This window comes from Halopseudomonas sp. MFKK-1 (assembly GCF_027474385.1).
Taxonomy (GTDB): Bacteria; Pseudomonadota; Gammaproteobacteria; order Pseudomonadales; family Pseudomonadaceae; genus Halopseudomonas; species Halopseudomonas aestusnigri.
Window position 1 is genome coordinate 2,733,375 of sequence record NZ_CP114836.1, and the last position, 19,299, is coordinate 2,752,673.

14 protein-coding genes and 3 tRNA genes are annotated in these 19,299 nt (G+C 60.8%); 13 read left to right on the forward strand and 4 right to left on the reverse strand.

Features of this window, described 5'->3' with window-relative positions:
• Positions 1-791 precede the first annotated feature (791 nt).
• Both O5O48_RS12800 and O5O48_RS12805 read left to right on the forward strand, forming a co-directional pair.
• On the forward strand, positions 792-1,733 hold the full coding sequence (locus O5O48_RS12800; protein WP_233049811.1) for an endonuclease: 942 nt from the start codon (positions 792-794) through the stop codon (positions 1,731-1,733).
• Between the two features lie 186 nt (positions 1,734-1,919).
• Positions 1,920-3,281, forward strand: coding sequence for a spinster family MFS transporter (locus O5O48_RS12805; RefSeq protein WP_228246909.1), 1,362 nt, complete (start codon positions 1,920-1,922; stop codon positions 3,279-3,281).
• Between the two features lie 91 nt (positions 3,282-3,372).
• On the opposite strand, the gene pabB is transcribed toward O5O48_RS12805, so the two are convergent.
• From pabB to rloB, 3 genes are read right to left on the reverse strand one after another with little or no spacing between them, the layout of a single operon-like run.
• Positions 3,373-4,731 (reverse strand): aminodeoxychorismate synthase component I, encoded by a 1,359-nt coding sequence (gene pabB, locus O5O48_RS12810; RefSeq protein WP_269687223.1) that lies wholly within the window; start codon positions 4,729-4,731, stop codon positions 3,373-3,375.
• Positions 4,728-5,741, reverse strand: coding sequence for an alpha-L-glutamate ligase-like protein (locus O5O48_RS12815; protein ID WP_088274009.1), 1,014 nt, complete (start codon positions 5,739-5,741; stop codon positions 4,728-4,730). Before O5O48_RS12815 ends, pabB begins: the two co-directional genes overlap by 4 nt.
• Positions 5,742-5,750: 9 nt before the next feature.
• Complete coding sequence (gene rloB, locus O5O48_RS12820; protein ID WP_228246911.1) at positions 5,751-7,277, reverse strand: osmotic stress tolerance membrane protein RloB; 1,527 nt, start codon at positions 7,275-7,277, stop codon at positions 5,751-5,753.
• 301 nt (positions 7,278-7,578) lie between these two features.
• Here rloB and O5O48_RS12825 point away from each other — a divergent pair, with 301 nt between their 5' ends.
• The 6 genes from O5O48_RS12825 (at position 7,579) to O5O48_RS12850 (ending at position 15,098) form a co-directional block, all read left to right on the forward strand.
• A complete protein-coding gene (locus O5O48_RS12825; RefSeq protein WP_269687224.1) occupies positions 7,579-8,286 on the forward strand; it encodes a GntR family transcriptional regulator in 708 nt (235 codons plus the stop codon).
• Positions 8,286-9,170, forward strand: a complete 885-nt coding sequence (prpB, locus tag O5O48_RS12830) for a methylisocitrate lyase (RefSeq protein WP_269687225.1) — start codon at positions 8,286-8,288, stop codon at positions 9,168-9,170. Before O5O48_RS12825 ends, prpB begins: the two co-directional genes overlap by 1 nt.
• A gap of 71 nt (positions 9,171-9,241) precedes the next feature.
• On the forward strand, positions 9,242-10,399 hold the full coding sequence (gene prpC / locus O5O48_RS12835; protein ID WP_088274013.1) for a bifunctional 2-methylcitrate synthase/citrate synthase: 1,158 nt from the start codon (positions 9,242-9,244) through the stop codon (positions 10,397-10,399).
• A 1-nt stretch (position 10,400) separates the two neighbouring features.
• Positions 10,401-13,010, forward strand: a complete 2,610-nt coding sequence (gene acnD / locus O5O48_RS12840) for a Fe/S-dependent 2-methylisocitrate dehydratase AcnD (RefSeq protein ID WP_233049808.1) — start codon at positions 10,401-10,403, stop codon at positions 13,008-13,010.
• A 50-nt stretch (positions 13,011-13,060) separates the two neighbouring features.
• Entirely contained in the window at positions 13,061-14,248 is a 1,188-nt protein-coding gene (gene prpF / locus O5O48_RS12845) for a 2-methylaconitate cis-trans isomerase PrpF (protein WP_269687226.1), read from the forward strand.
• Between the two features lie 61 nt (positions 14,249-14,309).
• Positions 14,310-15,098, forward strand: a complete 789-nt coding sequence (locus O5O48_RS12850; protein ID WP_269687227.1) for an SDR family oxidoreductase — start codon at positions 14,310-14,312, stop codon at positions 15,096-15,098.
• A 67-nt stretch (positions 15,099-15,165) separates the two neighbouring features.
• Here the strand turns inward: O5O48_RS12850 and folD are convergent, their stop codons facing one another.
• On the reverse strand, positions 15,166-16,020 hold the full coding sequence (gene folD, locus O5O48_RS12855) for a bifunctional methylenetetrahydrofolate dehydrogenase/methenyltetrahydrofolate cyclohydrolase FolD (protein ID WP_269687228.1): 855 nt from the start codon (positions 16,018-16,020) through the stop codon (positions 15,166-15,168).
• A 326-nt stretch (positions 16,021-16,346) separates the two neighbouring features.
• Between folD and O5O48_RS12860 the strand changes: the two genes are divergently transcribed.
• The 5 genes from O5O48_RS12860 to clpP all read left to right on the forward strand — a co-directional run bounded on the left by O5O48_RS12860 (position 16,347) and on the right by clpP (position 19,171).
• A tRNA-Arg gene (locus O5O48_RS12860) sits at positions 16,347-16,423 on the forward strand.
• A 36-nt stretch (positions 16,424-16,459) separates the two neighbouring features.
• A tRNA-His gene (locus O5O48_RS12865) sits at positions 16,460-16,535 on the forward strand.
• 55 nt (positions 16,536-16,590) lie between these two features.
• Positions 16,591-16,675 (forward strand) — tRNA-Leu (locus O5O48_RS12870).
• Positions 16,676-17,095: 420 nt separating this feature from the next.
• On the forward strand, positions 17,096-18,442 hold the full coding sequence (gene tig / locus O5O48_RS12875) for a trigger factor (RefSeq protein WP_269687229.1): 1,347 nt from the start codon (positions 17,096-17,098) through the stop codon (positions 18,440-18,442).
• A gap of 87 nt (positions 18,443-18,529) precedes the next feature.
• Positions 18,530-19,171 carry an ATP-dependent Clp endopeptidase proteolytic subunit ClpP gene (gene clpP / locus O5O48_RS12880; protein WP_088274019.1) on the forward strand — a complete coding sequence of 214 codons (642 nt, stop codon included), beginning with the start codon at positions 18,530-18,532 and terminating at the stop codon, positions 19,169-19,171.
• Positions 19,172-19,299 lie beyond the last annotated feature (128 nt).

The window sequence follows — 19,299 nt, forward strand, 5'->3', positions numbered from 1 at the left end:
GGCCTGCAAAGCCAGGACTGCGAGTAAGCCACACCATCTATCTCTTCAATGCCTGTCAGCACCATCCCATTCGCCTGCATTGAGTGCAGCTGCACATCCACTAGGTCCGGAAGCGGACCTGCCTCAAGCGGCCCTCCACTGCCAGCTGTCCTAGCTACCACCGACGCCCGCCCCTGAACGCAGCTTTCGTGCTCGATCCGCACGTTGCACCGTAGCCGCTCACCTCGGCTGATCTGGTCGGGGGTGAGCTTACGACCCTTAACCCTCATTCGCGTGACATAGAAAATCATGGCAACCTCAAAATCTGTATATCCATACAGTTTATTTTGGTTTCTGAGTTTTGTGAACGATGCTACTGGGCGGGGTGGTTGCTACAAAATTGCTACGCTTGTTTCTTGTTGTTGTTTAACTTAATGATTTAATTGATTAAGTGTGTTTTATCGTTCCAATCCATCATCGGCGCAACGCTGAAGCGGTGATTGGGCTCTTGGCGCGTGGTTGCTGGGCTGGATATGGGTTCCGGGTGCATTTCTGACTGCCTGTTAGGTTACTGAGTTCTGCTGCCAACCCCTTTGCGCGTTGCTGGCGTTGATGCTGTGAGAGGCCTGCGATGGTGTCCGCCGGGCTGGGGGCGGGCAGTTTATCAGGAAAGTCGGCGCTCGGCGGCAGCTTGTCCGATCGGCGGGGCTGCTATGCCTTTGGCGCCGAGCCTGAGCTGGTCTGTATCGATTGCTGTCCCTGTCACGATTGCATCCTTACAATGCGACCCTTTTCGCAAAAGCTCAGTGTTTATGAAGTCTCTGATCGTTTCCCTTTTTGTTCTGCTGTGCGTTGTTCCCCATGTATTTGCCGATGCGCCCGAGGGTTTCTCCGCGGCCAAGGCCGTGGCCAAGCGGCATATTTTCTTTGATGAGTTTGCCCTGGAGCAGGGTGACCTGTACTGCGGTTGTCGCTGGGACTGGGTAGGGCGATCCGGGGGGCGAATTGATGCCGACTCCTGCGGCTATGAAACCCGGGCCCAGCAGGTCCGGGCCGAGCGCATTGAATGGGAGCATATTGTGCCGGCCTGGGTATTCGGTCATCAGCGCCAGTGCTGGCAGAGCGGTGGTCGGCGCAATTGTACGGCACAGGACCCGGTATTCCGTGCCATGGAGGCTGATCTGTTCAACCTCTATCCCGCCGTCGGCGAGGTTAACGGCGATCGCAGCAACTACCAGTACGCGATGGTGCGCGGGGTATCGCCGCAGTATGGTGCCTGCCCGTCAAAGGTCGACTTCAAGGGGCGGGCTGCCGAGCCGCGGGATGAGGTCAAGGGGCTGGTGGCGCGGGTGCATTTTTACATGTACGACCGTTATGGGTTGTCGATGTCCCGTCAGCAGCAGCAATTGCTGATGGCCTGGGACCGGCAGTATCCGGTGAGCGAGTGGGAGCGCGAATGGAGTGATCGTACCGCGCGGGTGATGGGTCATGAAAATCCGTTTGTGACAGGTGCAGCCGTTTGGACACGCGGCTATCGGCCTTCCCGTTCCGGTCTGGCATCGGCAGCGCGGGAGGTTGGTCAACCGGCGGCCTTCAGATCAGGTGTGATTATTGGCAACCGTAACAGCCGGGTATATCACCTGCCGGACGGCTGCCCGAGCTACGATCGAGTCGCGGAGCGTAATCAGGTGCATTTTGAGAGTGAAGAGCAGGCGCAGAGGGCGGGCTTCAGCAAGGCGGGCAACTGCCGTTAGTACCTGTCTGCCAGGCGCTGGGCTCTGCGGTGACGCCGCCATTCACCCCGTTGATAGCATCGTGATCACGGCAGGCGTAGTGCTTTCGTACCCGGCAGCGATCGGACAGACTCATTGTTAAGCCCGTTCCAGACGGCTTTTGCCCGCAGCAGAGCGAGGCGCTACAACAACAATAGAGGTCAGCCCATGCAGCAGCCACAACAAGCCAGAAATGCCTGGCGTGTGCTCTTCCTTCTGTTCCTGGCGAACATGTTCAACTTTTTCGACCGCACCATTCCGGCGATCATTATTGAGCCGCTGCGCATGGAGTGGGATCTGAGTGATTTTCAGCTCGGTCTGGGCGGTACGGCCTTTACGGTCATCTATGCGCTGGCCGGCATTCAGCTCGGTCGCATGGCTGACGTCGGCTCGCGCCGCAAGATCATGGGCTGGGGCCTGGCGGTCTGGAGCGGCTTTACTGCGCTGACCGGTGCTGCCTGGAACTTCTGGAGCTTCCTGATCATTCGCATGGGTGTCGGCGTGGGCGAGGCAAGCTATGCACCTGCGGCAAATTCGCTGATTGGTGACCTGTTTCCGGCGCACAAGCGTGCCCGCGCCATGGGTATTTTCATGCTGGGGCTGCCGCTTGGGTTGCTGCTGGCGTTCTTTACGGTTGGCGCTATGGTCGAGGCATTCGACAGCTGGCGTGCGCCGTTCTACATTGCTGCTGTCCCGGGCCTTGTGCTGGCGGTCTTCGTGTTCATGATCAAGGAGCCTGCCCGTGGCGCTGCCGAGGTGGTCAAGACCAGCGCGGCACCGGTCGACAAGCCGATGCGCAAGATATTCGCGGTGCGTACCTTCTGGTGGCTGACGCTGGCCGGGCTGGCCTACAACTTTGCATCCTACGCCTGCAACTCGTTCATGGTGCCGATGCTGCAACGGTACTTTCACCTGTCGTTGCAGCAGGCCGCGGTATCCACCGGCATCATCGTGGGTGTGACGGGCTTGATCGGTCTGGTCACCGGCGGCTGGATTGCCGACAAGGTTCATCAGCGCTGGGCAACCGGGCGACTGATGTTCGGCGCGATCAGCATGCTGATCTCCGCGCTCGCCACCGGTTATGCGTTGCTGCAGGATGAGATTGCGATTGGTGTGTTTATCACTGTGTTCTCGATCGGCTGGCTCTTTTCCTACAACTACTTCACCAGCGTTTACACCGCCATTCAGGACGTGATCGAGCCGCGTCTGCGTGGCACGGCGGTGGCCCTGTTCTTCGCCTGTCTGTATCTGCTCGGCGGTGGCATGGGGCCGGTTGTGGTCGGCCTGCTGTCAGATCAGTTTGCCGAGGCGGCCCGGGTCGCGGCCGGCGCTGCGGAGATGAACGAGCTGTTCAAGGCGCAGGGGCTGCATGACGCCATGATCTCTATTCCGGTTGCGCTGCTGGCGGCTATGGCAGCGCTGCTGATGGGCGCGCGCTCCTTCGTTGCGGACAGCAAACGGATGGAGGCGTCAATGGCAGCCGATGCACAGCTGATCGACGAGGCTGATACTGCTGCAGCACCGGCGTGAAGCTGGTGCTGTGCTTGCTGTTGTGGTGAGGACAGGGCAGGCCGCCACGCGGCTTGCCTGAACCGCGCACGGTGTTACCTGGGCAAGCTCATCAGGTGTAACTGTCGTGCCCGGGCTGCAGGGCATCGAGCAGGTTGCCAACCTTGGTGAGGGTTTCCTGGTATTCGGCGTCCAGTTCGGAGTCGGCAACGACGCCGCCGCCGCCCCAGCAGTAGATGCTGCCCTCGTGGCACACCAGGCTGCGAATGGCGATATTGAAATCCATCTGGCCTTCGCAGCCAAGGTAGCCAACACTGCCGCAATACAGGCTGCGACGCACCGGTTCCAGCTCCTCGATAATCTGCATGGCGCGAATCTTCGGCGCGCCGGTGATCGACCCGCCGGGGAAGGCGCGCATCAGCAGGTCGATGGCATCGCTGTCACTGCGCAGGCGGCCGGTGATACTGCTGACCAGATGGTGCACGTTGGGATAGCTTTCCAGGCTGAACAGCTCAGGTACCCGAATGCTGCCGGGCTCGCAGCTGCGCCCGAGATCGTTACGCAGCAGGTCGACGATCATGAGGTTCTCCGCCCGGTCCTTTTCGCAGCGCTGCAGTTCTTCGGCCAGCGCTTGATCCTGCTGCGGCGTGCTGCCCCGCGGCCGCGTACCCTTGATCGGCCGCGTCTCGACCCGGCCGTTCTGCACTTCGATAAAGCGCTCGGGCGACAGGCTCAGCAGCGTGCCGCCAGCCATTTCCAGATAGGCAGAGAAAGGCGTTGGGCTGCGCTCGCGCAGCGCGCAATAGGCGCTGAGCGGATCGCCCTGGTAATGGCTGCTGAACCGTTGGGCCAGGTTGATCTGATAACAGTCACCGGCATGAATGTAATCCTGAACCCGGGCGAAGGCCTCAGTGTACTGTGCCTTGCCTTGTTCGGCCGCGAAAGGCTCGCATAGCGAGAACGCTTGCCTGGGCGCCGCGTTGCTGTCCAATTGTCTGAGTAGCGCCTGCTCCCGTGCGCTGGGCACCTGGGGATGGCAGACCAGCCAGCAGCGTTGAAGCTGATGATCGCTGACTACGCTCCAGTCATAGAGGCCGAAACTGAGGTCCGGCAGAGCAATGTCGTGCCGCGCGAGGCAGGGCAGGGACTCCAGCTGGCGACCGTAGTCATAGGCCAGGTAACCGACCAGCCCCGCGCCAAACGGCAAACGCAGGTCGCCGGGCCAGCGGGCCGGACCCAGCTGTCGCAGGGCTGCGCGCAGGTGCTGTTGCACCTGCGCTGCGGGCTGGTCATCGATGATCTGCAGCAGCGGGCCTGCACAAAGGATGCTGTAGCGACCGAGCTGGTTGCGCCGGTCCGCCGAGTCGAGCAGCACCGGCGCGCCAAGGGCGCGCACGGACTCAAGCCGGGGGATCGGATCAGCCTGGTAGGGCAGCTCGTGCAGCCGATACGCGGGAGTGTCTCCGGTCATGCGGTGCCGGCGTTCGCCTCGTCGCTGGACATCGGCGCATTGGGCAGTTTGCCGAAGTGCTTCTGGGAAAACGCAACGCGCTCTTCAACGGATTCCTCGCGGCCTTCCTTCTTCAATTGGGCGAGATGCCGCTCGACGATGTGCGCGCGGGTAGTCAGGCCGGCATCGTTGGCGATCTGAATGTTCAGGCCGGGTCGGGCGTTGAGCTCCAGAATCAGCGGCCCCTTGTCCTGATCCAGCACCAGATCCACGCCGATGTAGCCCAGGCCCGACAGCTCATAGCAGGACGCCGCCAGACGCATGAAGCCGTTCCAGTCCGGCAGCTGCACGCCGTCCACCTCGTTGGTGGTGTCCGGGTGCTTGCTGATGATCTTGTTCAACCAGGTACCCTTGAGGGTGATGCCGGTTGCCAGATCGACCCCTACACCGATGGCGCCCTGGTGCAGGTTGGCCTTGCCGTTCGATTGCCGGGTCGGCAGTCGCAGCATGGCCATGACCGGGTAGCCCATCAGGCAGATGATGCGAATGTCCGGCACACCTTCGTAGCTGATGCTCTTGAAGATCTGGTCCGGGGTAACGCGGTATTCGATCAGCACACGGTCGCGGTGACCGCCGAGCGAGTAAAGCCCGGACAGGATGCTGGAGATGTGATGGCCGATTTCATCGCGGCTGATGATCTTGCCGCCGACGGTCTTGTACATGCCCTCGAAGCGGTCGGCGATGACGATGATGCCGTCGCCGCCTGCGCCCTGCGCCGGTTTGATCACGAAGTCGCGATGATTGGCAACGATACTGTCGAACTTGTCGAAGTCTTTCTCGGTTTCGATGATGCCGTACAGCTCCGGCACGTGAATGCCGGCGGCGATGGCGCGCTCCTTGGTCAGGATCTTGTCGTCCACCACCGGGTACAGGTGCCGCTTGTTGTACTTGAGCACGTAATCGGCGTTACGCCGGTTGATGCCCATCACACCGGCGTCGGATAGCGCTTTCCAGGTTTTCCAGAAAAACATGTCGGCTCCTCAGCTCTTGATCAGCGCCTTGAAGCGCATCAGCTCGGTGAGGCGGTAACCGCGGTAGCGACCCATTGCCAGCATGAAGGCCACCAGAATCAGCAGCACAGCCGGGAAGGTGAAGACGAAGTAGGTCAGCTCCGGAATGGTCATCAGCAGATGCGCCAGCGTCGCGGCAATCAGGGTGCCTACGGCTGCCTTCAGAGACTGCGCACCACCGCGCTCTTCCCAGGTGATGGACAGGCGCTCGATGGTCATGGTCAGAATCACCATCGGGAACAGCGACACGGCCAGTGCCTTTTCCAGCCCCAGCTTGTGGCTGAACAGACTGATTGCAGCGATGACCAGCACCACGAAGGTCAGTACCACGGACAGGCGCGGCAGCATCTGCAGCTTGAGGTGTTCAAGATAGGAGCGCAGCGACAGGCCCAGGGCGGTGATCAGGGTAAACAGCGCGATACCCCAGCCCAGCTCGGTTTCACGGAAGGCGAGGGCGATCAGCACCGGCGTGAATGTGCCCAGTGTCTGCATGCCGATCAGGTTGCGCAGAATCAGAATCACCAGCACGCCGACCGGGATCATGATCATGACTTGATAAACCCGCTGGGATTGCAGCGGCAGGCCATACAGCGAGTATTCGAGCAGCGCCGATGCGCTGTTCTGGGTGGTCAGCTTGGCCAGACGCAGTGCGTTCATCTCACTGTTGCTGACAGTAAGGGTCACGTTAGCCTGACGACCGCCTTCCAGGGCCAGCAGCGGATCACTGCCGGTCCACCAGACCAGGCGGTTATCGGGAATACCCTGTTGCCCGGTTTCCGGGTGGAAATACAGCCAGCGCTCGCCGTTGTAGCTGCGCAGCCAGAGTTCAGGCGTCTGCGCTTCGGTGTTTTCCAGGCGGATGGTGTGTACCAGCTCCAGCGGGATGCGCGCGTTGGACAGCAGCAGATCGATGACCCGGGCCTTGTCCATTGCGCTGGTGCCACCGGCCAGCAGCAGCTTGACGTTATCGTCGGTGATGTCGTTGACGCGGCGAATGGTTTCGCTGATGAAGGTCTCGATATCCGCCGAGTGCTGGCGAATCGGGTTGATCAGCGCGTCAGCTGCGACCTGTTCCGGCCCTTCCAGCTGGACCGGTTGCGGTGTTGGCGGCGGCGCGGCCTTGGCCTGCTCTTCGCTGTAGCGCTTGGTCAGCACCAGACGGTAGTAGAGAGTCTGGGTGCCGCTGGCACGGCGCGAGGACCAGGTAACCCGACGGTTGCCCTTCTGGTTGTTGATGCTCACGCCGTAGTTGTTGGAGATAAAGCTCTCATTCAGGCTGACGTACTCCTGATCGAGCGGCGGAATGAAAAACTGCGCCTTGATCGGTGTGCCGGGAGCAGCGCGAAACTCTACTTTCGCATCGAGGCTCCAGATATCGTCGGTTTCATCCTCGGTAACCGGAATATCAAGGACATAGATCTGGTAACCGGTAATGAGTACGCCGAGGGCAACCAGCGTGGCGATCAGGATCTTCAGGTGCAGATTTATTGATTGCATAGTTATCTCAACAACTGTTGTAGGGCGGCCTGTCTGTATGGCACTCCGGCAGGCGCGGCAGGCTGGCGGCATCTTAGCATGCGCGCACGGCCGCTCGTAGATACCCCCGGCCCCCTTTTTTTGCGGCCTCTGGCAGACCTTTATTAAAGCCTCGGGTTCCGTCGGATTGTTGGCAGGATTCCGACGAAACCGTCAATTGAGCATAGTTCAACCCGGATAACTTGGCGGATTGTTGACAATCCGTTGTTTTGGGGCGCAAAATTCAATCCGTTTTCAACTTGGTAAACAGGATTGTAGACAATTGACTGAGGCGACCCTTGAGGGGCCTGCACAAACGCTGTCAGATGGAGCGTTCGAGCGTATCCAGGCAGCGATCGTAAAGGGCGAGATTGCCCCGGGCACCCGTATCAGCGAGCAGTATCTGTCCACGACCTTTGGTATTGGTCGCGGGCCGTTGCGTGAGGCGATTCGCCGGCTTGAGGGGCGTCGTCTGGTGGTACGCATTCCCCATGCCGGGGTGCGGGTCGTGTCCCTCGACTACGCTGAACTGATTGAGCTGTATCACGTTCGTGAAGCGCTGGAGGGCATGGCCTGCCGGCTGGCCGCGCAGAACATGACCGCTGACGAGATCGCCGCGCTGCGCGATGTGCTCGCCATGCATGAGCAACACAGCGGGCTCAAGGCCAACAAGTCCTACTATCAGCAGGAAGGCGATCTGGATATCCACTATCTGATCGTGCAGGGGAGCAAGAACCGCACCCTGAGTCACATGCTCTGCGATGAGCTCTATCAGCTGGTACGCATGTACCGCTACCGCTTCTCGACCACCCCCAAACGGCCGAAGCAGGCCTTTGCCGAGCACCACAATATTATTCAGGCCATCGCCGACCGCGATGGCGAGCTGGCGGAAATGCTGATGCGCCGTCATATCAGCGCATCACGCCGCAACATCGAGCGTCGACTGCAGGAGCAGGGCGATGCTGTCACTTCCTCAGGAGGAACAGTCTGATGTCGAAAACCCCGGGTAAACGTTTCCGCGAAGCACTCGCCGCCGAAAGTCCGCTGCAGATTATCGGTGCCATTAACGCCAACCACGCGCTGCTGGCCAAGCGCGCCGGTTTCCAGGCTATCTACCTGTCGGGTGGCGGTGTCGCTGCCGGTTCGCTGGGTCTGCCGGATCTGGGTATCAACACTCTGGAAGACGTGCTGATCGACGTGCGTCGCATCACTGACGTCTGCGACCTGCCGCTGCTGGTCGACATCGACACCGGCTTTGGCCCGAGCGCGTTCAACATCGAGCGTACCGTCAAGAGCCTGATCAAGGCTGGCGCAGCTGCTGCCCACATCGAAGACCAGGTCGGCGCCAAGCGCTGCGGTCACCGTCCGGGCAAGGAAATCGTCTCCACCGAGGAGATGGTTGACCGCGTCAAAGCCGCTGCCGACGCCAGGACCGATCCGGACTTCTTCCTGATCGCCCGTACCGACGCCATCCAGGCCGAAGGTGTAGATGCGGCCATCGAGCGCTGCAAGGCCTACGTTGAAGCAGGCGCCGACGGCATCTTCGCTGAAGCCGCCTATGATCTGCCCACCTACGAGCGCTTCGTGAAAGAGCTGAACGTGCCGATCCTGGCCAACATCACCGAGTTCGGTGCGACGCCGCTGTTTACCCGTGAAGAGCTGGCCTCGGTAGGCGTTGCCATTCAGCTGTACCCGCTGTCTGCCTTCCGCGCTGCCAACAAGGCTGCCGAGAATGTGTACAACGCCATTCGTACCGAAGGCCATCAGCAGAACGTGATCGACACCATGCAGACCCGTGCCGAGCTGTACGATCGCATCGGTTATCACGCGTTCGAGCAGAAGCTCGACGCCCTGTTTGCTGCCGGCAAGAAGTAAATCCCGGTATTGGCCCCGCGCAGGCGGGGCCGTCATTCATCTATAAGAACGATCCGTGAGGAGACCAACGCATGACGTCCAACACCGAGACCCCGACTTTCAAGCCGAAGAAGTCTGTTGCCCTGAGCGGCACGGCTGCCGGCAACACCGCGCTGTGCACCGTCGGTCGCAGCGGTAACGATCTGCACTACCGTGGCTACGATATCCTGGATGTCGCCACCACCTGCGAATTCGAAGAAATCGCCCACCTGCTGGTGCACGGCAAGCTGCCGACCATCGCCGAGCTGACTGGCTACAAGGCCAAGCTGAAAGCGCTGCGCGGCCTGCCGGCTGCGGTCATGGCTGCCCTCGAGCAGCTGCCGCCGTCTGCCCACCCGATGGATGTGATGCGTACCGGTGTGTCCGTTCTGGGCTGTGTGTCCCCCGAGAAGGACGATCACAACCACCCGGGTGCGCGTGATATTGCCGATAAGCTGATGGCTTCTTTTGGGTCCATGCTGCTGTACTGGTACCACTTCAGCCACAACGGCAAGCGCATCGACGTCGAGACCGACGACGACTCCATCGGCGGTCACTTCCTGCACCTGCTGCACGGTGAGAAGCCGCGTGAGTCCTGGGTGCGTGCCATGCACACCAGCCTCAACCTGTACGCCGAGCACGAGTTCAACGCCTCTACCTTTACCAGCCGTGTGATCGCCGGTACCGGCTCCGACATGCATTCATGCATCGCCGGTGCGATCGGCGCGCTGCGTGGTCCGAAGCACGGCGGCGCCAACGAAGTCGCCTTCGAGATCCAGAAGCGCTACGACAACCCGGATGAGGCTGAGGCCGACATCCGTGCCCGCGTCGAGAAGAAGGAAGTTGTGATCGGCTTCGGTCACCCGGTTTACACCGTTTCCGACCCGCGCAACAAGGTGATCAAGGAAGTCGCTCGCCAGCTGTCTGCCGAGCAGAACAACACCAAGATGTATGACATCGCCGAGCGTCTGGAAAGCGTGATGTGGGAAATCAAGAAGATGTTCCCCAATCTCGACTGGTTCAGCGCCGTGAGCTACCACATGATGGGCGTGCCCACCGCGATGTTCACCCCGCTGTTCGTGATTGCCCGTACCGCTGGCTGGTCCAGCCACGTGATCGAGCAGCGTATCGACGGCAAGATTATTCGTCCGAGCGCCAACTACGTTGGCCCAGAAGATGTGCCGTTCGTGGCACTCAAGGATCGCAAGTAAGATGAATACCCAATTCCGCAAAGCCCTGCCGGGTACCCAGCTGGATTACTTCGACGCCAAAGAGGCGGTTGAAGCGATCCAGGCCGGTGCCTGGGCCAAGCTGCCCTATACCTCTCGCGTGCTGGCCGAGCAGCTGGTACGTCGCTGCGATCCGGCGGACCTGACCGCATCGCTGGAGCAGCTGGTTTACCGCAAGCGCGATCTGGACTTCCCCTGGTATCCGGCGCGCGTTGTCTGTCACGACATTCTCGGTCAAACCGCACTGGTCGATCTGGCCGGTCTGCGTGACGCCATCGCCGAGAAGGGTGGTGACCCGTCCAAGGTCAACCCGGTGGTGCCGACCCAACTGATCGTTGACCACTCGCTGGCCGTTGAAGCGCCCGGTTTCGACCCGGATGCGTTCGAGAAGAACCGCGCCATCGAAGATCGTCGCAACGAAGACCGCTTCCACTTTATCGAGTGGACCAAGACCGCGTTCAAGAACGTCGACGTGATCCCGGCCGGTAACGGCATCATGCACCAGATCAACCTGGAGAAGATGAGCCCGGTGATTCAGGCGCGTGAAGGCGTGGCCTTCCCCGACACCTGCGTTGGTACTGACTCGCACACGCCGCACGTTGACGCGCTGGGCGTGATCGCCATCGGTGTCGGTGGTCTGGAAGCCGAAACCGTGATGTTGGGTCACCCGTCGATGATGCGCCTGCCCGATATCGTCGGTGTCGAGCTGACCGGCAAGCGTCAGCCGGGTATCACCGCGACCGACATCGTTCTGGCGCTGACCGAGTTCCTGCGTCAGGAGCGGGTGGTTGGTGCCTACGTCGAGTTCTTCGGCGAGGGTGCAGACAGCCTGACCATCGGCGACCGTGCGACCATCTCCAACATGTGCCCCGAGTACGGTGCCACCGCTTCGATGTTCTACATCGACGGCCAGACCATCGACTACCTCAAGCTGACCGGTCGCGAGCCCGAGCAGGTGGCACTGGTCGAGACCTATGCCAAGGAGCTGGGGCTGTGGAGTGATGCGCTGAAGACCGCCGAGTACGAGCGCGTGCTGCGCTTCGATCTGGGCACCGTCGTGCGTAACATGGCTGGCCCGTCAAACCCGCACCGTCGCCTGCCGACCTCGGCACTGGCCGAGCGTGGCATTTCCGACGAAGCCAAGTGGGAAGCCGGCAAGGGTGAAGAAGCCCAGGGCCTGATGCCCGATGGCGCGGTGATCATCGCCGCCATCACCAGCTGCACCAACACCTCCAACCCGCGCAACGTCGTGGCCGCCGGTCTGCTGGCCAAGAAAGCCAACGACCTGGGTCTGGTCCGCAAGCCGTGGGTGAAAACCTCCTTCGCACCGGGTTCCAAGGTTGCCAAGCTGTACCTGGAAGAAGCCGGTCTGCTGCCGGAGCTGGAGAAGCTGGGCTTCGGTATCGTTGCCTACGCCTGCACCACCTGTAACGGTATGTCCGGTGCGCTGGATCCGAAGATCCAGCAGGAAATCATCGACCGTGACCTGTACGCCACTGCGGTGCTGTCCGGTAACCGTAACTTCGACGGCCGTATCCACCCGTACGCCAAACAGGCGTTCCTGGCGTCGCCGCCGCTGGTTGTGGCTTACGCCATCGCCGGTACCGTGCGTTTCGACATCGAGCAGGACGTGCTGGGCACCGACAAGGACGGCAATCCGGTCACCCTGAAAGACCTGTGGCCGAGCGACGAAGAGATCGACGCCATCGTGGCCTCCAGCGTCAAGCCGGAGCAGTTCCGCCAGATCTACATCCCGATGTTCGATCTGGGCAGCGTGCAGGAAGCCGAAAGCCCGCTGTACGACTGGCGCCCGATGTCGACCTACATCCGTCGTCCGCCGTACTGGGAAGGCGCACTGGCTGGTGAGCGCACGCTCAAGGGGATGCGTCCGCTGGCGATCCTGCCGGACAACATCACCACCGATCACCTGTCGCCGTCCAACGCGATTCTGATGGACTCGGCGGCGGGTGAGTACCTGCACAAGATGGGCCTGCCGGAAGAGGACTTCAACTCCTACGCTACCCACCGTGGTGACCACCTGACTGCGCAGCGCGCGACCTTCGCCAACCCGCAACTGGTCAACGAAATGGCCGTGGTGGATGGTCAGGTGAAGAAGGGCTCGCTGGCCCGTGTTGAGCCGGAAGGCCAGGTCATGCGCATGTGGGAAGCGATCGAAACCTACATGAACCGCAAGCAGAACCTGATCATCATCGCCGGTGCCGACTACGGTCAGGGCTCGTCCCGTGACTGGGCGGCCAAGGGCGTGCGCCTGGCGGGTGTTGAAGTGATCGTGGCCGAAGGCTTCGAGCGCATTCACCGCACCAACCTGGTGGGCATGGGTGTGCTGCCGGTCGAGTTCAAGCCGGGTACTACCCGCCTGACGCTGGGCCTGGACGGCACCGAGACCTATGACATCAAGGGTGAAGTATCGCCGCGCTGCGATCTGACCCTGGTGATCAATCGCCGCAATGGTGAGGTGGTAGAGGTGCCGGTCACCTGCCGTCTGGATACCGCTGCCGATGTCAGCGTGTACAAGGCAGGTGGGGTGCTGCAGCGCTTCGCCAAGGACTTCCTTGAGTCAGAGCAAGGTTGATCCAGTACCGGGGCGCTTGCGCCCCGGTGTTCTTTTCAGGAGACGTTTTCATGGCTCATGCAGCCCAAGTCAAAATTCCCGCCACCTACATTCGTGGCGGTACCAGTAAAGGCGTGTTCTTCCGCCTGCAGGATTTGCCCGAGCGCTGCCAGGTGCCGGGTGAGGCGCGTGACAAGCTGTTCATGCGCGTGATCGGCAGCCCCGATCCCTACAGTGCGCACATCGACGGCATGGGCGGCGCCACTTCGTCGACCTCCAAGTGCGTGATTCTGTCGAAAAGCAGCCAGCCCGAGCACGACGTCGATTATCTCTATGGTCAGGTCTCGATAGACAGTGCCTTCGTTGACTGGAGCGGCAACTGCGGCAACCTGTCGACCGCTGCGGGTGCCTTTGCCATTCACGCAGGTCTGGTAGACCCGGCGCGGATTCCGGATAACGGCATCTGTGTGGTCCGCATCTGGCAAGCCAATATTCAGAAGACCATCATCGCCCATGTGCCGATCACCAACGGTGAAGTGCAGGAAACCGGTGATTTCGAACTGGATGGCGTGACCTTCCCGGCGGCCGAAATCGTACTGGAGTTCCTTGATCCGTCCGACGACGGTGAAGAGGGTGGTTCGATGTTCCCCACCGGCAATCTGGTCGACGACCTCGAAGTGCCCGGTGTCGGCACCTTCAAGGCGACCATGATCACCGCGGGTATCCCGACGGTGTTCGTCAATGCCGAAGACATCGGCTACCAGGGCACCGAGCTGCGCGAAGACATCAACAGTGATCCGGCTCAGCTGGCGCGTTTCGAGCAGATTCGTATCGCCGGTGCGCTGCGTATGGGGTTGATCAAAACGCCGGAAGAAGCCGCCAAGCGTCAGCACACGCCAAAGATTGCCTTCGTCTCGCCGCCCAAGACCTATCAGGCTTCCAGTGGCAAGCAGATCGAGGCGTCGGATGTTGATCTGCTGGTGCGCGCCCTGTCCATGGGCAAACTGCACCACGCCATGATGGGCACCTGCGCGGTCGCCATCGGCACCGCAGCAGCCATTCCGGGCACGCTGGTCAACCTGGCTGCCGGTGGTGGTGAGCGCGAAGCCGTGCGCTTTGGTCACCCGTCCGGGTCGCTGCGCGTTGGCGCTGAAGCCAAACAGGTCGACGGTCAGTGGGTCGTCACCAAAGCCATCATGAGCCGCAGCGCGCGGATCCTGATGGAAGGCAACGTCCGGGTGCCCGGCGACGCGTTCTGATGTGCTGAGCTGTGCCGCGTGCTAGGCTCGCTTGACTCTGGTAACGCGGTGGAGCAATTGCATGAATCTGAATCTGTCGGGCCGGCGTGCGCTGGTCTGTGGTGCAAGTCAGGGGCTGGGCGAGGCCTGTGCCCGTCAATTGGCCGAGCAGGGCGCAGAGGTGGTATTGCTGGCCCGTTCGCTCGACAAATTGCAGTCGGTACGCGCTAGCCTGGCAACCGGGCACGGGCAGCGCCACAGTGTACTGGCGGTGGATGCCCATGATCGCGCGGCGCTGACACTCGCGCTGGTCAACGAACTGGAGCGGGGCGGGGTCATCCACATCTGGCTCAACAACACCGGTGGCCCGGCGCCCGGGCGCGCCAGCGATGCCGAGCCCGACGCCTATGCCGCAGCACTCACGCAGCACATGGTGCACGCGCAGGTTATCCTCCGGCACCTGCTGCCGGGTATGCGCGAAGCCGGTTACGGGCGCATCCTCAATGTGCTGTCTACTTCGGTCAAGCAACCGTTGGCCAATCTCGGGGTGTCCAACACCGTGCGGGCTGCTGTCGCCAACTGGGCCAAAACCCTGGCGTCCGAGCTGGCCGCCGACGGCATTACCGTCAACAACGTGCTGCCCGGGTTGACTCAAACGCCCAGGCTGGACAGCCTGATTGCCAACACCGCCGCCCGCAGCGAGCGGTCGACAGAACAGGTTGCCAAGGCCATGGCGGCCAGCGTGCCGGTAGGGCGTTTTGCCGAGCCGGCCGAGTTTGCCAATGCCGTCGGTTTTCTCGCCTCGCCAGCGGCTTCCTATATCAACGGCATCAATCTGCCGGTGGATGGCGGCATGACCGGCTCGCTCTGACCGTCTGCGCGCACACAAAAACGCCCGGCACTGGCCGGGCGTTTTTCTGTCTGCGGCAGCAGTCTGCTCAGCTGTGCAGATGCTCGCAGGCGTGCAGGGTGTTTTCCAGCAGGCAGGCACGGGTCATCGGGCCTACGCCGCCCGGCACCGGCGTGATCCAGCTGGCGCGCTCGGCGGCCGGGCCGAACTCCACGTCGCCAACCAGGCGGCCGTCGTCCATGCGGTTGATACCCACATCAATCACGATCGCGCCCGGTTTGATCCATTCGCCCTTTACCAGTCCGGGCTTGCCGGCGGCAACCACCACCAGGTCGGAGCGGCGAATGTGGTCTTCCAGATTCTTGGTAAAGCGGTGAGTCACAGTAGTGGTGCAGCCAGCCAGCAGCAGCTCCAGCGCCATGGGTCGGCCGACGATATTGGAGGCGCCAACGACGGTTGCGTCCATGCCGTACAGGTCGGCACCAGTGCTCTTGAGCAGGCGCACGATACCCATTGGCGTGCAGGGGCGCAGCAGTGGCATGCGCTGGGCCAGGCGGCCGATGTTATAGGGGTGGAAGCCGTCCACATCCTTGTCGGGGCGGATGCGCTCCAGCAGCTGCGAGGCCTCCAGGTGGGCCGGCAGCGGCAGCTGGACCAGAATGCCGTCGATTTCCGGATCGTCGTTCAGGTGGTCGATCAGGTCGAGCAGCTCCTGCTGGCTGGTGGTCGCCGGCAGGTCATGCGAACGGGACAGGAACCCGACTTCTTCGCAATCCTTGCGCTTGTGCGAAACATAGACCTGGGAGGCCGGGTCACTGCCGACCAGGATGACAGCCAGGCCCGGCAGACGCAGACCGTTTTGCTTGCGTTTGGCAACTTTACTGGCGATTTCCTTGCGGAGGTTGGCGGCAATCTGCTTGCCATCAATGAGTTGGGCGTTCATGGGGTTCCTGACGCAGAAAAAAGTGGCGCTATTGTGGCATGCCGGACCCCGCGGAAAAAGGGCGAGCAGGGCAGGTTGTCGGAAAACCCCGAAGACTGTGCTGAATTGCCATGCGGCTATTGATGGTCAGTGCAGGGAATCAGGATAACTTCCTCATGTGATTAAATTTTTTTGTTCTGAGCGTTGACGTGGTGGGCGCCGCTAAGTATTATTCGCCCCGCTTCACAAACACAGCGACACCGGTTTGGAAGGCGACCAGGCAGCACCGAATTAGCGTCACAAGTTGATTCGGAATCTCAGTCCTAACGGGCGAAAGAATGCACAGGGCGCCCGTAGCTCAGCTGGATAGAGCATCCGCCTTCTAAGCGGATGGTCGCAGGTTCGAGTCCTGCCGGGCGTGCCATTAAGGCAAGGCTGCGTGGTCGAGAAGCATGTAGTGGTGGGCGTAGCTCAGTTGGTAGAGCACAGGATTGTGACTCCTGTTGTCGTGGGTTCGATCCCCATCGTCCACCCCACTTATTCAAGAAAATGCCAGGCTCTGCCTGGCGTTTTCGTTTGAAGCGCTGCAAAGCGGACGTGGTGAAATTGGTAGACACACCAGATTTAGGTTCTGGCGCCGCGAGGTGTGGGAGTTCGAGTCTCCCCGTCCGCACCATCTTTTAGTCGGATTGATGCATGTCCGATGGCTTCAGCAAAAAACCGCCTCGCAAGGGCGGTTTTTGGTTTCTGGCGTTCGTGGATTTCGCTCACTTCTTTTTGACTGTTTTTATTCCCTGCTTGGGTTTTTCGTGAGTGCCGTAAGCACAGGCAAGCAGGGCCATGGTTGTGAGCGGGGTAGCGAGGGTGTCCATAGCGCAGGTCTCCTTGCGAGTGTTCGATGCCGTGAGTCGGGTTGCTTGAGCTAGACGAGCGAGCGGTCCGTTTTTTCGGAAATGGGGCCTTGATGGTGAGTGGGCAGGCGTTGTTTGGCGCTTTATCGTTGCGGTGATGACTTCTGCCATTCAAGCGACTAGAATGTCGTCCCTTTGGAATCTACCAATAACCATTTTCTTTGTCTGTTGAACGAGGACTATCCATGCAAGTTTCGGTTGAAACCACTTCCGGCCTCGAGCGCCGTATGACCGTAGGCATTCCTGCCGATCGTATTGAAAACGAGGTCAACAAGCGTCTGCAGCAGACCGCCAAGCGCGCCCGCGTTGATGGTTTCCGTCCTGGCAAGGTGCCGATGAGCGTTATCCGCAAGCGCTTCGGTGCTTCCGCTCATCAGGAAGTTATCGGCGAAGTGATCCAGTCCTCTTTCTACGAAGCCATCATGCAGGAAAAGCTGAACCCGGCCGGTGCGCCGAGCGTTGAGCCCAAGAGCATGGAAGCTGGCAAGGATTTCGAATACGTTGCCACCTTCGAAGTCTACCCGGAAGTCACTCTGGCCGGTTTCGAGGCTATCAGCGTTGAACGTCCCGAGTCCGAAGTGACCGAAGCTGACGTCGACACCATGCTGGAAACCCTGCGCAAGCAGAACACCCGCTTTGAAGCGGTTGAGCGTGCTGCCGAGAATGGCGACCAGGTTACCATCGACTTCGTTGGCAAGATCGACGGCGAAGCCTTCCAGGGCGGCACTGCCAATGGCACCACTCTGGTTCTGGGTTCCGGCCGCATGATTCCGGGCTTTGAAGAAGGCCTGGTCGGTGCCAAGGCAGGCGACAGCCTGACTCTGAACGTCACCTTCCCTGAGGATTATCAGAACCTGGATCTGGCCGGTAAGGCTGCCGAGTTCGAAACGACCGTTCAAGCAGTTGCTGCGCCGGCTCTGCCGGAGCTGAACGACGAGTTCTTCGCCCAGTTCGGTGTGAACGAAGGTGGTCTGGAAGGCTTCCGCGCCGAAGTTCGCAAGAACATGGAGCGTGAGCTGCGTCAGGCGATCAAGACCAAGGTCAAGGGCCAGGTCATGGACGGTCTGCTGAAGACCAACACCGTTGAGGTGCCGAAGGCGCTGATCAGCAACGAAATCGATCGTCTGCGCGAGCAGGCTGTTCAGCAGTTTGGCGGTGCCAACATTCAGGCCAGCCAGCTGCCGGCCGAGCTGTTCGAGGAGCAGGCCAAGCGTCGCGTCAGCCTGGGCCTGATCGTGGCTGAAGTGGTCAAGCAAAACGACATCAAGCCGGACAACGATCGCGTTCGCGCCATGGTTGAAGAGCTGGCCTCTGCTTACCAGGAGCCGGAGCAGGTCGTTAACTGGTACTACCAGAATGAGCAGCAGCTGGGTGAAATCCAGTCGGTTGTGCTGGAAGAACAAGTCGTGGATACTGTGCTGCAGAAGGCGCAAGTGACTGATAAGAAAGTCGCTTATGAAGAGGCCGTGAAGCCGGCACAACCTGCTCAGGTTGAAGCTGGTGAGGCCGAGGAAGCTAAAGCAGACGAGTAATTCGCTGCCGCTTTCCGTCAACGCAAGCCAGCCTTCGGGCTGGCTTGTGTGTTTTTGCGACTAGCACATTCGGAGTGACAGGAATCCATGACCCAAAACAGCTTTATGCAGTTGCCCCCAGACGTGAAGGCCGCAGGCGGTCTGGTCCCGATGGTGATCGAGCAGTCTGCTCGGGGCGAACGTTCCTATGACATTTATTCGCGGCTGCTGAAAGAGCGCGTCATCTTCCTCGTGGGTCAGGTGGAAGATTACATGGCCAACCTGGTCGTGGCGCAGCTGCTGTTCCTTGAATCGGAAAACCCCGACAAGGACATCCATCTGTATATCAACTCTCCGGGCGGTTCCGTGACGGCTGGCATGGCGATCTACGACACCATGCAGTTCATCAAGCCGAACGTCAGCACCCTGTGCATTGGTCAGGCGTGCAGCATGGGTGCACTGTTGCTGGCTGGCGGCGCTGCCGGCAAGCGCTTCTGCCTGCCGCACGCGCGGATGATGATTCACCAGCCGCTGGGCGGTTTCCAGGGTCAGGCGTCTGACATCGAGATCCATGCCCGCGAGATCCTGTTCATTCGCGAGCGCCTGAACAAGGTGCTGGCGGACCATACCGGTCAGCCGCTGGACGTGATTGCCCGCGACACCGATCGTGATCGCTTCATGAGTGGTGCCGAGGCGGTCGAGTACGGTCTCATCGACCAGGTTCTGGAGTCGCGCGCCGGCGCCGAGTAAACGCTGTTTAACGCCGGCTTGCCCTGTGCTCCGTGTCCCTCCCTGAGGCTGGCGCGGGGCCGTGTGGCCGGTGCAAGTTGATCGGATCGCACTTGCAAAGTGGGGCCAATGCCCCCATCTTTGTATTC

Bases quoted from the DNA above. Each gene is read 5' to 3' on its own strand.
- O5O48_RS12800 (WP_233049811.1), top strand. From the start codon at position 792: ATGAAGTCTCTGATCGTTTCCCTTTTTGTTCTGCTGTGCGTTGTTCCC.
- O5O48_RS12805 (WP_228246909.1), top strand. From the start codon at position 1,920: ATGCAGCAGCCACAACAAGCCAGAAATGCCTGGCGTGTGCTCTTCCTT.
- pabB (WP_269687223.1), bottom strand. From the start codon at position 4,731: ATGACCGGAGACACTCCCGCGTATCGGCTGCACGAGCTGCCCTACCAG.
- O5O48_RS12815 (WP_088274009.1), bottom strand. From the start codon at position 5,741: ATGTTTTTCTGGAAAACCTGGAAAGCGCTATCCGACGCCGGTGTGATG.
- rloB (WP_228246911.1), bottom strand. From the start codon at position 7,277: ATGCAATCAATAAATCTGCACCTGAAGATCCTGATCGCCACGCTGGTT.
- prpB (WP_269687225.1), top strand. From the start codon at position 8,286: ATGTCGAAAACCCCGGGTAAACGTTTCCGCGAAGCACTCGCCGCCGAA.
- prpC (WP_088274013.1), top strand. From the start codon at position 9,242: ATGACGTCCAACACCGAGACCCCGACTTTCAAGCCGAAGAAGTCTGTT.
- acnD (WP_233049808.1), top strand. From the start codon at position 10,401: ATGAATACCCAATTCCGCAAAGCCCTGCCGGGTACCCAGCTGGATTAC.
- prpF (WP_269687226.1), top strand. From the start codon at position 13,061: ATGGCTCATGCAGCCCAAGTCAAAATTCCCGCCACCTACATTCGTGGC.
- O5O48_RS12850 (WP_269687227.1), top strand. From the start codon at position 14,310: ATGAATCTGAATCTGTCGGGCCGGCGTGCGCTGGTCTGTGGTGCAAGT.
- folD (WP_269687228.1), bottom strand. From the start codon at position 16,020: ATGAACGCCCAACTCATTGATGGCAAGCAGATTGCCGCCAACCTCCGC.
- tig (WP_269687229.1), top strand. From the start codon at position 17,096: ATGCAAGTTTCGGTTGAAACCACTTCCGGCCTCGAGCGCCGTATGACC.
- clpP (WP_088274019.1), top strand. From the start codon at position 18,530: ATGACCCAAAACAGCTTTATGCAGTTGCCCCCAGACGTGAAGGCCGCA.